This is a genomic window from Bradyrhizobium sp. BR14999 (assembly GCF_056106085.1).
The window spans coordinates 2,100,269-2,114,134 of the sequence record NZ_CM148536.1; the positions used below are offsets into that span (position 1 = coordinate 2,100,269).

Here is a 13,866-nt window from a genome sequence, read left to right on the forward strand (position 1 = left end):
ACCGCACAAGCAGCCGAAACCCACATGGAGTCGAGAGCCTTTGAGATTGCGCACTCATCCCGGGATCATCCGCAACAATTGAGGAAGCAGTGCTAAAACCTGCTGTTTGACAGGCGACTTATGGTGTGACGCTCCTTGTTTGGCTATAGAAGCCTTATTGGCCCGATACCAATCATAGGCGTCGATGATCATCTGAGAATTAGAGTACTTGGGACTATACCCAAGTTCTTTTTGCGCTTTCGAAATATCGAAATACATTGATCGACCGTACGCCAGTGCATGGTAGGGGCCCAAGGGGGAGAGACCGAGCGCACTTGCCAGATTCGCTGCGATGATGCTCGGCCACATCGGAATAGATTTGATTCGGCTTTTCGCGCCGGCATGGTCGATTACCGCCTGAAGAAGTTCACGGATTGTGCCAAATTCCGCGGCACCGATATTGTATTCTGCAAAGCCTCGCACTTCCGAGGCTGCAATGCATGCCCAGGCCAGATCATCTGAGTGAACGAACTGATATCTGTTATTCCCGCCAGCCAGAACTGGAATGTCGAAGCCCCGTTCTATCCAGTCAAACAGGATTTGGAAGATGCCAAGACGGCCATGTCCGAGAATAGTCCGCGGGCGCACAATCGTCACATCCAGATTATGGTGTTGCATTGCTTTTTTACAAATGATTTCTCCCGCGAGCTTTGCGCGTCCGTAATCTTCGGCAGGATTGGGCTCTGTACTCTCTGTGACGGGATTCGTTTTCCGGGCGCCATAAACAGCGGTGGAGGAGGTATATATGAGCTTCCCGACTCCTGCCGCAGCCGATTCGTCAGCAATGATCTGCGTGCCGTCCCTGTTGACGGACCAAAACAACTCTACGTCCTTGGCTAAAGGGTTCTGCGCAGCGGTGTGGAATACCTTGTCCACGCCGGAGACTGCCTGTTTGACTGCGTTGCGATCCAGAATCGTGCCTTTGAAAAATTCCAGATTAGGATGACTGAAGCCAGGGAAGTCTAGGTCGAACACGCGAACGTAGGTTCCTTGCTCGAGCAACTGTTTGCTGAGCACTTGCCCAAAATATCCCGAGCCGCCGGTAACTAAGACTGTATTCACCATCTCTGACTACACAAATGTCAAGAAGATCACTGGGAACACGTGTGTCGCCCGCTGAGTCCTCGATTGGACCGCTAAAGGTTGAACTAATTCGGTCCTAATTCCGGCGACGTTCTTGATATCGCCACTCGGGTTATGCGGCGCAGTCGGGACATTGTACACGCGATGACATCCTTAATTATGAAATTCCTTTCTTGGTCGCCGCATGATGCCGCGTTTATGACAAAGCAGCCAAAAGAGTAGACGTCGACGAGCCCGCGGACGCGATCGCGGCGGAGATGTGTGTTCTTGAGGAGGAAGATCGTGATTGAGCTGACCGGAGCCCTACCATTTTTGCGGGCGACAAGTGAACGGATCGATCAGGTTTGTTAATGAGAACTGATGATGATTGATTTTGCATGTCCGAATTCCCTGCTGCTGATGCTTGGCCAAACGCAGTCATCATCAATACCTGCCACACGTGTTTCATTTAGATCAATGACTGATCCTGGTAGTTGACGGCGGCGTAAACCGAGGCGAAGGGCCTGAAGGCCTTGTAAGAGGAGAACGCGAAACTGTTCTGGCCGAGCAGATGCTCGATGCGGCAGCGCTTCGCGGTAAGACCCGCCCGCTCGTGGTGTAGCTGAGTGCGGATCACCACGTTCGCCGGCATAAGCCGGATCAGTCAACTGGCGATTGCCGGAAAAGCTGACCGCGGGATAATCGCCCAACGGCGGGGCGCCACTTGCCGATGTGCGGCTCCTTGCCAACGTCGGCAAAATCAGTTTTCATACAGAGGAACGGTCTCGCCTCCTCGTGAATCCATGGATCGGCCAGATCGCAGCCGTACGCATCGAACTGCCTTTGCCCAAGACGTTAACGTAATGGCCCCGAGCAGCCCCGACTTCGAGTAGTGTATCGCCGAGGGCATAAAGCCATGGACATAGCTCTTCACAACAGCACTTCGGCCGCCATGCTAGATCGTGTCGTTCATAACCGGGAGGAAAGAGTCAATCGAACTCCGAAAGGTCGCTGCTGAGTTGGCAATGATCGGACATGCTCGCTTCAATCATTGGGGACGCACGAATAGCTCACAGTTTGAGCAAGAAGGCATAGATCCGGGTTAGGAAATCGTAGAGGCGGGCGCTCCCTACCACACTTGAGGGTGAAATTTTAAACCGATAAGTTAAACACGGGCGCGCGGTCCCCTATGGAACCGTCTCGGATAGACCTAGAGCTATCAATCGTCGTGACGTGTTACACGGACGTCTTTGGGCTCCCGTGAGCTAGCTGGGCATGCGCGGATTTCTGATCTTTACAGCCTGAGTGGCGTTATCAATCGGGCTGTTTTAGTTCGCACTGGGCGGGATTCGCTTCGCGGCGATCCACTCGCGGCTGATCAATATCGCGCTTAGTATTGCAGTCACCATCTTCCAGATCTTTTCTCAACGCGCCGCGTTGGCGCGAGATTTCCGGTCCCCTAAGCCGCGCCTCAAGGTCCGCTACAACTTGATCGGCAGCTTCTTCAACCAGACGCTCGCATCATCCATAGGTGGCGAAGCGGTTTGTCTGTGGCTCGTCGATCGCAGCGACGCAGGCTGGGGCGGTCTACTCGATCCTGACCGATCGCGCCTGACGGCGCTGGCGGTTCGGCATGATTGGTGACGCCAACGGTCGGCTCTCGCTGGTCGGATATCACGCTCGTCGACCACAAACATGGTATCGCTTCGGCGAGGACCGCCTTGCGCGGTATGATGAAGGATGAAGACATAGGCGTATGACTGACCATATGCCTATGCCGAAGGTTTCCCGACTTGAAGTGGTCTCGACGGGCGCACGGCGCCGTTGGACATTGGAAGAGAAGCAGCGGATCGTCGCCGAGAGTTATAGCGGGCCACGATTGGTGTCGGTGACGGCGCGGCGCAACGGGCTGTCGACAAGCCAATTGTTCACGTGGCGCCGTTTGGCGCGCGATGGCCGGCTGAGCGCGGATGTCGTGCCGGCTCTTGTTCCCGTCGAGATCACACCTGCGCCGGCACCGGCATCGATCAGCAAGCCGCAACCGGCGCCTTCAACCCCTGCGCTGCGCGCAAGGACTGGAATCATCGAGATCGAGCTTGGCGGCGGCTGTCGCGTGCGCGTTGACCGGGACGTCGACGGTGAGGCGCTGCAGCGGGTTCTTGAACTTTTGAGACGACGATGATCCCGATCCCGAACGGCGTCAGGGTTTGGATCGCAACAGGCCACACCGATATGCGTCGCGGCATGCAAAGCCTGGCTCTCACGGTTCAGGAGAGCTTGAAGCGCGATCCGCATGCCGGCGATCTCTACATCTTCCGGGGCCGCCGCGGCGACCTGGTCAAGATTCTCTGGCACGGTGTGCTGCAGAGCATAAAGGAGGTGAATAACCGAATTTGATGCGTACAGCTTTATGAGAGATGGAGGTTGGCCCTCCTGCATCGGCGTTCCAGCCGCAGATGCAAAACCACGACACTGTGGCTTCGCTTAAAAGGCGCGGTCATCAGCAAGTGTTGCAAAAGTCCCGGGTTTACGGGGCAGGTGAGTATCCAGAAGGCGAGCGAAAGCGAATCTTCCGATGACGCGTCGAAAATTATTTAGACGTCGCCAAAATCAGGGGCGCGTGCCATCCCTGAGATCAATCCGTGAGGCGCCTGGATTACTGCGCGGATGGCGACCGGCGTTTAGGGGACGCGATCTGGATACAGGCTCTTGTAGAGAACTGCAGGAACCAGTCGTTGTGATGCCAAGGGAGAAGTTCAAGCGGCGCACACCGCGAGACGAGAGTACCGAAGCACGACACTGGGGCGGATTGGCTCGTAGTAGTGATGAAGGTGCTGTAATGGGACTGGAGCGAAGGGGCCGAGGCAAGTGGTTCCGCCCGCATGCAACTGTGATGAGCAGGAGGACATGATGGGTGTAACCGAACGTAAGCAGTACAATATCGACAAGCAAACAGTGATGAAGGCCTACCGATTGGTCAAAGCCAATGCGGGCTCAGCCGGCGTGGATAAGAAGAACTTGAAGGGCAACCTTTACAAGGTCTGGAATCGAATGTCTTCTGGCAGCTACTTTCCACCTGCCGTTCGGGCTGTCCCCATTCCCAAGAAGAACGGCGGACAACGCATTCTAGGCGTGCCGACAGTAGCAGATCGCGTGGCGCAGACGGTCGTCAAGCTGCAGATTGAACAAGCACTCGAGGAAATCTTCCTTCCCGATTCCTACGGCTACCGGCCCGGAAAATCCGCGCTGGACGCCGTCGGTGTCACCCGGCAACGGTGTTGGAAGATGGACTGGGTGCTGGAGTTCGACATCAAAGGCCTGTTCGACAATATCAGCCACGAGTTGCTTATGAAGGCCATCAGGAAGCATGTGCAAGACGAATGGGCTCTGCTCTACATCGAACGCTGGCTAATAGCGCCGATGCAAGGCAAAGACGGAGCGATCACCGCTCGCGACCGGGGCACACCCCAACGGGGCGTGCTGGCTCCCTGAACGCAAAAGATAACTTTGCGGTGGAGGAGCGGTCACGGAACTATCGGCGGCGCCGGGCTCCTTTCCACCCGGAGGGGTGGGTGGGAGGGGGATGGAGTGGCGGATGACGATCTTGTCGTCGCCAACGAGGACTTCCTTCACGAGAAGGCGCAGCACGCGTCGGCGTTCGATTATATCGAGCTCGCCGACGGACGAGCGCAGGCGGTCGAGGAAGCTCGTCACGGATTCGGCGAGACGCAGACAAACTTCCCGCTCCTTCGATTGGTCTTCGATCGCTTGCAACTCCAATAGGCAAGCCTGTTCGCGGCTGCGCAAATCAGGCATGCGGCTGCGCAGCTCTTCAAGTGAGAGAAGGCTCTCCTGATAGGCCGTGAGGAGACGCTCGATGCGTTTCCGGGAGCGCGCAAGATCGCGGCGAAGCGTTTCCTCCCGGCGCTGTGTGGGATCGGCGTTGCGCGCCGCCTTGAGCCGGCGCTCAAGTTCGTCTTCAATGAGGTTTCGGTCTTCAAGTAAACGCACGATCTCTTTCCATACCACCTCGTCCAGCAAATCCTGGCGCACCGGGCGATTGTCGCAGACCGGCCCGCCGAGCCGGCGCCAGCCATCCGAGCCCAAGCAGCGGTAGTAATGGATAGTTCGAGCGCTCGACCTTGTGGAGGTGCGATAGAGCCCATAGCCGCATTTGGCGCAGCTCAACAATCCTTGCAGGGCGCTCGGCGTGATCGTGCGTCGCGGGGCATGCTTCTTGTTGGCTTCCAAAAGCTCATTCGCCAGTGCGATGGTCTCTTCGCTGATGATGGTCGGCACAGGGATTTCGATCCACTCTGTGCGAGGAAGCTCATGATTGGCGCTGTTGCGAGGCGCGACACCGCCGCGCAGTCGCAACGGCCGCGTCACACGCATGCGCGGCGCGATCAGAGTCTTGCCAAAGCAGGCCGTTCCTTTATACGCGGGATTGCGCAGCATCGCCCAAACCGTCGAGCGCTCCCAGCGGCCTGTTTCTTTGGCTGTCGGAATCTGGCGCTCATTGAGCAGGCGCGTGATGGCGCCGATGCTGTGGTTTCTTGCGGTGTAAAGCTCGTAGACCCAGCGCACGATACCGGCCTGTCGCTCGTCGATCTCATAATAGGCGGCAGAGTGATCGGTCTTGCGCTTGTAGCGATAGCCAAACGGAGCGCCGGAAAGCACGCTCACTTGGCCTTGAAGGGCGCGATGGCGCTTCCCTCGCCGCGACCGCTCCAGGATTTGCGCGCGTTCATATTCGGCGATCATGCCCTGAAACTGCAGCAGTAGCTCGTCTTCCGGCGTCGCCGCCCGTCTCGAGCGAATGAACAACACCTCGACGCCGGCGCGCGCGAACTCTTCGATAAGAAGGATTTGATGCGCATAGCGCCGGCTCAGCCGATCGGGAGCGTAGACGAGCACGGCTTGGATCCGCCCTTCTGCGGCGAGATCGCGCAGTCGTTCAAGCCCAGGGCGCAACAAGCTCGCGCCGCTATAGCCGTCGTCTTCGATCACCCATTCCGCCGGCACGTCGCAGTTCTGCTCGCGCGCGAAAGCGATCAGCGCGCTCGTCTGACTGGCAATCGTGTTCTCCTCCTTCTGTTTGTCCGACGACACTCTGGCGTAAATCGCGGCGGTTTTCATCTTCGCCTCCCGTCACATCGGCGCCGGCGCGCGCGAAGCGCACCTGATCTGGAACGAGAATTTCGTAAACCTGTTCAAGTTTGGCGGCGACGAGCCGATCGAACGCAAATTCGAGTTGAACGTCGCGCTTTTTTCGCCGCTCAGCCATCTTCGCGGACAGACGCGAGATAGGCGGCCACCGCCCGGCGCATCACCTCGCTTGCCGAAAGCCTGGAAGCCGCCGCACGCGCCTGGAGTTTTTGGGCGAGATCGGCCGGCATCTTCAGGGAGAGCGTCACAGACGGCTGCGGCGCGGAAAGGAGCGGCTCCTTCCTTTTGGCCACTTCGAGATAGCGATAGGCTTGCCGCAGCGACAAGCCGCTTTCGCGCGACAGCGCCAAGGCCGCCTCCGCCATGCCGATTTTCTTCGCGAGCAAGCGTCGCGCCGCCCTCAGCCGTTCGGCCTTCTGCGCCTGCGTCGATCGAATCATATGACATAATGATATTACCTTTTGCGTCTCAAATCAACAATAGCTCCATCGCGCCAGCCGGTGATGACGCGTTCAAAGCGTAAATTATCTTTTGCGTTCAGGGAGCCATCAGTCCCGTCCTTGCCAATTTGTTCTTGCATTGTGCGTTCGATACATGGATGGCGCGGAACTTCCCGCGGTCACCATGGTGTCGATACGCAGACGACGGGCTCGTTCATTGCCGAACCAAAGCTGAAGCGGAGGCCATCAAGGCGGCGCTGCAAGCAAGGTTTGAGGAATGCGAACTCGAAATGCATCCCGACAAGACCAAGATCGTCTACTGCAAAGACAGCAACCGCCCGGGTAGCCATACCAGTCAGTCGTTTGACTTTCTGGGATTTACCTTTCGACCGCGCAGGGCAAGAAATCATCAGAAGAAAGAAAACTTCTGTACGTTCTCGCCAGCGGCCAGCAGGGCGGCGATGAAGTCTATGCGTATGACGATCCGGCAGCTCCGGCTCAGGCTTCGCTCGCAGACGGAAGTCGACGCAATCGCCTTGGAACTGAATCCCATCCTTCGTGGATGGATGCAGTACTACGGCAGATATGGGCGGTCAGAAATGCACAACCTGTATCGATACGTCGACGAATCTCTTAACCGCTGGGCGCGACGCAAATACAAAGGGCTGAAGAATGGAAAAGTCAGAGCCTCCACCTGGCTCAGATTGATCCGCCGCCGCAGGCCAAAGCTGTTTGCTCATTGGGCGAGGTTGAGTTCTGCTTCGGTACTTGTTGAGAGCCGTATGACGTGAGAGCGTCACGTACGGTTCGGAGAGCGGCTCCGGGTGCAACTCCCGGGGCCGACTCACCATGGGCTGGGCATGTCGCTCTACGCCAAGCGCCTGGACCGCGGCAAGTTCATCTGGCCCGCGGCGTCGGCCGGCGCGGTATCGATCTCAGCGGCGCAGATGGCCTATAAGCTCGAGGGCCTTTGTTGATGCCCCTACTTTTCATGGTGATCCTCCCTCAGATCGATCTTCGCGACACGGTGATGTCTCAAGCTGCGAATGGCTTGCAAGGAGGTTGCGTTGTCGGGAAAGAGAAAGCGGCCTGAAGGCTCCCGGAGGGTCAGGATGCTCCCTCGCTTGAGCTGAACATAGATCCACTTGGTGGGAATCCCGAGGCGGGTTGCCAATTGGGTTCCTGTCAAATGGTCTGCGACCGCCGGCCATCGTGTTTGCCGATGTTGCACCTTGAGGCGGCGTTTAAGACGAATGCGCTGGACCGTGATCGGCAGGACTTTATCCGCCTCCCATGGCGAGTGATGCCCTTCCTGCGTCAGAATGCGCGCGATCTCATCGTCATGCATGCCCTCACGAGTCAGCGTGCATATGCGCTCCACCATCTCTCGGTGCCGCGGCAAGGCGGCCACGGCATTAACCGGTAGTGTGACCAGAAGCTCAGTAGTTGCGCCACCGCGCCACACGATGCGCACCTCGGCCTTGTCGCGGGCGCAACGACGCATCACGACCTTTTCGATCAGACAGCGCAAGAGCGCCTTACGATGATCCCTGCGGGTCGCCGGATTCTCGCACAGCGCCGGAAGACGATTTCCGAGGGCGATCACCTTGGCACGCACATCGTGAGGAACGCCCAAGGGTTCATTGGCCTTGGGCATCTTTCGCTGGGTCAACGCTTCCTCAGCTCGGCGCAGCTCCGACAGAGCGCCTTCCCACCGCCGCTCGAGCTCGCCGGTCACCAGCCGGTTGTCGGGATCGGCGCGATTGAACTGGCGCTCGGCGAGGGCTGCTTGATAGCGAAGCCTCTCGACCTGCTGCTCCTCAGCGTAACGCAGGGCTCTTTCGGATTGCAGATGGGTTTTGCGCGCTTTGGACAACGCATCGATTTCCGCCGGCGCCACCGCTTCCAAGAATGCCGCCGCAACCTGTGCGTCGATCGGTGCAGCACGCAGTTTCTGACACTCCGGCGCTCCGCGCTGGATTTTCAAATAATTGCAGACATATTGACTGCCGCCCTTGTAACGCACGGCCATCTTGTGTCCGCATTCGCCACAATAGGTGATACCGTGAAGCAGGGCTGCCCCATCCCGCGGGATGCCACGGCTCTTGATGTGCTGGTACTCCGCTCGATTGTCGCGCAGCATCGCCTGGATCTTCTCGAAGGTCTCCCAATCGATGTAGGTCGGGTACTTTTCCCTCACCACGATCCTCCAGTCCGTTCCACGACGCGGAGCTTTTTGGGGACGCTCTCCCGGTATTTGGGATGGCTTCTGCCAAGTCCTTCCATAGACAAAGGCGCCTGCATAGGCCGGATTCTTGAGGATCGCTGTCACGGCTGACACCGTCGCAGGCTGCCAGCGCAGATCGCCATGGCGGTCGCGGCGAGGCAGTGCCAAGCCGCGGCCAACAAAGGCCCGCATCACTTGCGCGACGGTCCGTACTTTCAGGAAGGTCTCGAAGAGCAGCAACAGGCGCCCCTGCACCTCGAGATTCGGGTCCTTGGTGACCACCCCAGAAGGATCGCGAACCAGGCCCGCCGGCAGTTGCAGGGCCAAGTCACCGCGTTCGGCTCTTGCCAAAAGCCCAGCCGTCATCCGGCTTTTGATCGTGTGCAATTCCAGCTCTGAGATCGTACCCTTCAGGCCGAGCAGCAGGCGGCCATTGGGGGTTCCGGGATCGTAGATGCCGTCACGGTCGGCGATCAAACAACGGCGGTGCCCGCAGACATCAAGCAGCGGGTACCAATCCGAACAATTGCGCGCCAGGCGCGTCACGTCCATCGATAGAATAAGACCGACCTCGCCAAGAGTGACGCGTGCGACCAGATCCTTAAATCCTTTCCGGTGGGCTGCCGCAGCGCCGCTCTGCCCAAGATCGCTATCAATCACATCGATGTCGACCTCGCGCCATCCGAGCTCGCGAGCGCGCTGTGAGAGGGCATACTGAAGCTTGAGGCTTTCTTGATTGTTGATCACTTGGTGTGGCGTCGATTGCCGCACATACACCACTGCTTTGCGGTCCAGGTGATCCGGCTTGACGAGTTCCGAGCCCATCGCTCATCTCCCGCAGGACTTGGCCGAGATCTTCTGCGATCGCTTGCCGGAGCGTTTCCGGCAAACCGCGCCAGACCTCTCGAGGTTCGATGGGCATGCGCCCCCGCTCTCTTCGGCCAACGCGATTAAGTCCTGCAGCGCGTCGAGGCTCAGCTTGGTCGGCGCGGCGCACGGCAAGCCGTTCCGCTCAAGATTCGTCACCCCGAGCGGCAGAAGAAGCGTGAGACCGAATCGGTAATGTACACGCGCAAAGAGCTCCTTGCACGCTCCACGCGTGGTCGTCTCCTTACCGATCGAGATCAAGCGATAGCGCCGGCCATAAAGCGGATGACGCGGATCGACGACTTCCACCTCTTCGAAGGTGGCTACGTCATCGTCACTCTTATGGGCATCTCCCGATGCCCTCGCTCGAGGGCATCGACTGGCGGAATCCGCAATTGAGCTGGCGACCGCAGAGCGCAGGCTGATCCAGGAAAATCTCCCGGCTGCCGGCATTTTGGGGAGTCCCAACGCATTCGATCTGTGATTCACTGCGTCGCATGGATGCGGACCGCGACGCTGATCCGGATGACGTTGCCGCCCTGAAAGAGGCGCTCGCTGTCGAGCGCGCGAAGGGTTTGAGATCGCCGCCAAGCTCGCGGTCGCCCGCGCGAAAGCCTCGGAAGACGGAGCGCTGATCGCTCAGCAGAAGCCTGCAGATCGCCAAGTTAAAGCATCAGATCTATGGGCAACGGTCGGAGCGTTCGGCGCGGCTGATCGAGCAGTTGGCATTGGCACTCGAAGAGCTGGAAGCCGACGCCACCGAGGACGAGCTGGCGGCGGAACAGGCCGCGGCCAAGACGACGACCGTGCGGGGATTTACCCGCAAGCGCGCCGAGCGCCAGACCTTCCCCGAGCATCTTCCCCGGGAGCGAGTGGTGATCGATGGGCCGACGGCGTGTGAATGCTGCGGCAGCAATCGCCTTCGCAAGCTCAGCGAGGACGTGACGCGGACGCTGGAAGTGGTGCCGCGCCAGTGGAAGGTGATCGAGACGGTCCGGGAGAAGTTCTCCTGCCGCGACTACGAGAAGATCAGCCAGGCGCCGGCGCCGTTCCATGCCATCGCTCGGGGATGGGCTGGCCCGAGCCTCCTGGCCATAATCATGTTCGAAAAGTTCGGTCAGCATCAGCCGCTCAACCGCCAGGCCGAGCGCTATGCTCTGGAAGGCGTGCCGATCGCACTGTCGACCATGGCGGATGCCGTGGGGGCGGTCTATGCCTCGCTGGATCCCCTGCTGCGCCTGGTGGAAGTTCATGTCATGGCGGCCGAGCGGCCTTCATGCCGATGATACGACCGTGCCGGTGCTGGCCAAGGGCAAGACCGATACGGGCCGCTGCTGGATCTACGTCCGGGACGACCGGCCATTTGGGGGCACGGACCCGCCGGCGGCGATGTTCTATTACTCACGCGACCGCAAGGGCGAGCATCCCCAGGGGCATCTGGCTCGATATGCCGGCATCCTGCCTTCTGCCCTGGAATTGGACGCCAGCGCTCTCCGCTCAAGCCGCATGACCACCCACGTCAACAAGGTCCATCACGTCACCACCATTACCAAGGTCGCAAACGACCTCGGCGAAGATGAGGATTGGTTGTGGGACATTGCCAACGAGATGGAGATCGAGGACGGCGTCATCTGGGTCTACGGCATCGGGGAAGACGGCGTCCAGGCGTTCACCGACTTCGGAATCGAGAACCTCATCGAGCTCATCAAGTTCTGTAAAGAGAACTCTGGACTACTCAGGCGGTAACCCTGCGGCCTACGCCGAATGGGTACCAAACATGCGTCCTTGCTCCACTATTTCGACGCGCGATCCATATCATCGCTCTCAACTGACCTTGCCGACGGAGGAAGGGTAATGGTGAGGTTCATTCGACGACCAACGATCCTAAAGCGCAACTCGTGTCTAATTTCTCACAGCCGCACAAAGCGCGTCGCGTTCAAAACAATGACGCCTTGCGGCACCCTCGAGTTTCTCAGATTTGCCAGACGCTTACCGCGTCCTGTGCCATTGGCACGACCGTTGCTGGTGCGGAGTAGCACCAGTGGGCGAAGGCCACGTGCGGGCGTACGCAAAGACGGCGTGCCCCTGAGAAAAGCTAGCTCGCACATAGAGTCGTGCAGCGTTTGGCATCAGCTTTGGAGAGCAACATGGTGCTGCGTGTCGAGTCCCTCGCTCCTCCCATCAAAGTGGAAAGCTGGCTGCGCGGCCAGCCCCTCATAAGCTTCCAACCCGGGAAAGTGTACATCGTTCAATTTTGGGCAACTTGGTGCCTGCCATGTAGGGCCGCGATGCTCCATCTGGTACAGCTGCAAGAGAAATATAAAGACAGCGGCCTTGAGGTTATCGGAGTTGCAGCTCATGAACGCGCTCGAACGCTGAACGAGGCCCAAACCGAATTGGATGCATGGTTGACCAAAAACGTTCCCAATCCGAATTATCGGATCGCGTTCGAGTACACGGGCAAAATGAAAAAGCTTTGGATGGAACCTGAATCGTCTTGCGGGATTCCCACCTCGTTCGTCGTCAATCGTGATGGCTACATTGTCTTTATCGGTCGTCCGGCGCAACTCGACGATGTTATACCGAAAGTCATAGGCAGCAACTGGTACGCAAGCGATGCTGCTGAAGCTATCAATACGAAGTTTAGCCGCGATAAACCGTTGGTAGTAGATCTAGACGGATCGTTGCTGCTGACGGATGTGCTATACGAGTCCTTCTTAGACGTCTTGCCTCTTGGGTTCAACGCTAATTTCTCGGCGATCCGGGCTCTGGCCAATGGCAAAGCAGCTGTAAAGCATCATCTTGCCCAGGCTTCTGAACTAGACTATTCGACTCTCCCCTACAACCCTTGCGTTATTGGTCTAATTCAGGAAGCTAAGGCGCGGGGCAGGAAAGTTTACTTGGCTACTGCAGCCAACGCGAAGCACGCGAAGGCTATCGCAGATTACTTGGGCATCTTCGATGGTTGGTTTGCTTCAGACGCAAAGACGAATTTATCGGGATCTTTGAAGGCGGAGATACTCAGAGTTACCTTCGGTAAGAACGGATTTGATTACGTTGGCAATGGTCCCGCAGATTTTCCGGTGTGGGAGATTGCTGATAGAGCCTACGGTGTCGGGCTTTCCAACGCTGTAAAGAGGCGGCTCTTCGCGCTAAAGGGTAACTACGTTACATTACATGACGCGAATGCTGGAAGGCGAGCGTGGTTCAAAGCCCTTCGAGTCCATCAATATGTCAAGAACCTCCTCGTTTTCGTGCCGTTGGCGACCTCGCATCAATTTACGTTGACTAGCATCACCACAGATGTGATCGCGTTTGTGGCGTTTTGCGCTTGCGCGTCAGCCGTCTACATCCTCAACGACCTGCTGGACCTTAAATCTGATCGCGCGCACGCTACCAAGCGTGCTCGCCCCTTCGCGAGTGGCCTTCTCCACCCTCGAAACGGCTTACTTATTGTTCCGGCATTCCTCCTATCTTCTCTGATGCTGGCAACCGCAGTATCACTTGAGTTTATCTGCGTATTGATTGGCTATTTTGTGTTAACGAGTGCGTATTCTGTCTATTTGAAGCGCAAGATGCTTGTGGACGTTGTTGTGCTGGCAATGCTGTACACGACACGCATTGTTGCGGGTGGCGTGGCAGCTGAAATTCAAATTTCGCAGTGGCTTTTCATCTTTTCCATGTTCATCTTCACATCGCTCGCGCTAATCAAACGGTATGTTGAGCTGGCGCGGAGGCTCGACCGTGGCCTTCCGGATCGTTCAGGTCGTGACTACAGGATCGGCGACCTTGATGTCGTTGCCGCTCTAGTTGCCGCGGCTGGTATGAACGCTGTCACGATCGTTGCACTCTATGTTACATCGGCCGATGTGCAGAAACTCTATCGACATCCGAAGGTACTATGGCTCATTTGTCCAATTCTTATCTATTGGATAGGCCGAGCGCTCATGACAGCGCACCGGCGTCAAATGGACGATGACCCCATTGTCTTTGCACTGAGAGACCGTACCAGCACAATTGCCACGGCCTTAATGATTGCCGTGGTTGTCATAGCCATTTGAC

Annotated in this window: 12 protein-coding genes and 2 pseudogenes; 9 read left to right on the forward strand and 5 right to left on the reverse strand. The window is 57.8% G+C overall.

The annotated features are described in order from the left end of the window. Positions 1 to 54 precede the first annotated feature (54 nt). On the reverse strand, positions 55 to 1,104 hold the full coding sequence (locus ACR9YP_RS09730; RefSeq protein ID WP_474219545.1) for an NAD-dependent epimerase/dehydratase family protein: 1,050 nt from the start codon (positions 1,102 to 1,104) through the stop codon (positions 55 to 57). Between the two features lie 466 nt (positions 1,105 to 1,570). After that, positions 1,571 to 1,738 carry a hypothetical protein gene (locus ACR9YP_RS09735; protein WP_474219547.1) on the reverse strand — a complete coding sequence of 56 codons (168 nt, stop codon included), beginning with the start codon at positions 1,736 to 1,738 and terminating at the stop codon, positions 1,571 to 1,573. 701 nt (positions 1,739 to 2,439) lie between these two features. On the opposite strand from ACR9YP_RS09735, the pseudogene ACR9YP_RS09740 reads away from it, so the two are divergent. The 4 genes and pseudogenes from ACR9YP_RS09740 to ACR9YP_RS09755 form a co-directional block, all read left to right on the forward strand. Then, a pseudogene (locus tag ACR9YP_RS09740) lies at positions 2,440 to 2,713 on the forward strand (lysylphosphatidylglycerol synthase transmembrane domain-containing protein); the annotation flags it as partial. Between the two features lie 144 nt (positions 2,714 to 2,857). Then, on the forward strand, positions 2,858 to 3,283 hold the full coding sequence (gene tnpA / locus ACR9YP_RS09745; RefSeq protein WP_474219548.1) for an IS66-like element accessory protein TnpA: 426 nt from the start codon (positions 2,858 to 2,860) through the stop codon (positions 3,281 to 3,283). Further along, entirely contained in the window at positions 3,280 to 3,498 is a 219-nt protein-coding gene (gene tnpB / locus ACR9YP_RS09750; protein WP_474219549.1) for an IS66 family insertion sequence element accessory protein TnpB, read from the forward strand. The genes tnpA and tnpB (ACR9YP_RS09750) overlap by 4 nt, the downstream gene beginning before the upstream one ends. A 510-nt stretch (positions 3,499 to 4,008) precedes the next feature. Continuing rightward, positions 4,009 to 4,593, forward strand: coding sequence for a reverse transcriptase domain-containing protein (locus tag ACR9YP_RS09755; protein ID WP_474219550.1), 585 nt, complete (start codon positions 4,009 to 4,011; stop codon positions 4,591 to 4,593). On the opposite strand, the gene ACR9YP_RS09760 is transcribed toward ACR9YP_RS09755, so the two are convergent. Both ACR9YP_RS09760 and ACR9YP_RS09765 read right to left on the reverse strand, forming a co-directional pair. Next, entirely contained in the window at positions 4,510 to 6,240 is a 1,731-nt protein-coding gene (locus ACR9YP_RS09760) for a recombinase family protein (protein WP_474219551.1), read from the reverse strand. The two genes, ACR9YP_RS09755 and ACR9YP_RS09760, sit on opposite strands and share 84 nt — an antisense overlap. A gap of 140 nt (positions 6,241 to 6,380) precedes the next feature. Then, entirely contained in the window at positions 6,381 to 6,635 is a 255-nt protein-coding gene (locus tag ACR9YP_RS09765; protein ID WP_474219552.1) for a ribbon-helix-helix protein, CopG family, read from the reverse strand. Between the two features lie 182 nt (positions 6,636 to 6,817). On the opposite strand from ACR9YP_RS09765, the gene ACR9YP_RS09770 reads away from it, so the two are divergent. Then, entirely contained in the window at positions 6,818 to 7,501 is a 684-nt protein-coding gene (locus tag ACR9YP_RS09770) for a group II intron maturase-specific domain-containing protein (protein WP_474221012.1), read from the forward strand. 33 nt (positions 7,502 to 7,534) lie between these two features. Further along, entirely contained in the window at positions 7,535 to 7,687 is a 153-nt protein-coding gene (gene tnpB / locus ACR9YP_RS09775) for an IS66 family insertion sequence element accessory protein TnpB (RefSeq protein WP_474219553.1), read from the forward strand. 5 nt (positions 7,688 to 7,692) lie between these two features. On the opposite strand, the gene ACR9YP_RS09780 is transcribed toward tnpB (ACR9YP_RS09775), so the two are convergent. Next, positions 7,693 to 9,762 carry a recombinase family protein gene (locus ACR9YP_RS09780; protein ID WP_474219554.1) on the reverse strand — a complete coding sequence of 690 codons (2,070 nt, stop codon included), beginning with the start codon at positions 9,760 to 9,762 and terminating at the stop codon, positions 7,693 to 7,695. Positions 9,763 to 10,301: 539 nt separating this feature from the next. On the opposite strand from ACR9YP_RS09780, the pseudogene tnpC reads away from it, so the two are divergent. The 3 genes and pseudogenes from tnpC to ACR9YP_RS09795 form a co-directional block, all read left to right on the forward strand. Next, positions 10,302 to 11,265 (forward strand): annotated as a pseudogene (tnpC, locus tag ACR9YP_RS09785) (IS66 family transposase); the annotation flags it as partial. A 45-nt stretch (positions 11,266 to 11,310) separates the two neighbouring features. Further along, positions 11,311 to 11,550 carry a hypothetical protein gene (locus ACR9YP_RS09790; RefSeq protein ID WP_474221013.1) on the forward strand — a complete coding sequence of 80 codons (240 nt, stop codon included), beginning with the start codon at positions 11,311 to 11,313 and terminating at the stop codon, positions 11,548 to 11,550. A gap of 401 nt (positions 11,551 to 11,951) precedes the next feature. After that, entirely contained in the window at positions 11,952 to 13,865 is a 1,914-nt protein-coding gene (locus ACR9YP_RS09795) for a UbiA family prenyltransferase (protein ID WP_474219555.1), read from the forward strand. Position 13,866: the final 1 nt, after the last annotated feature.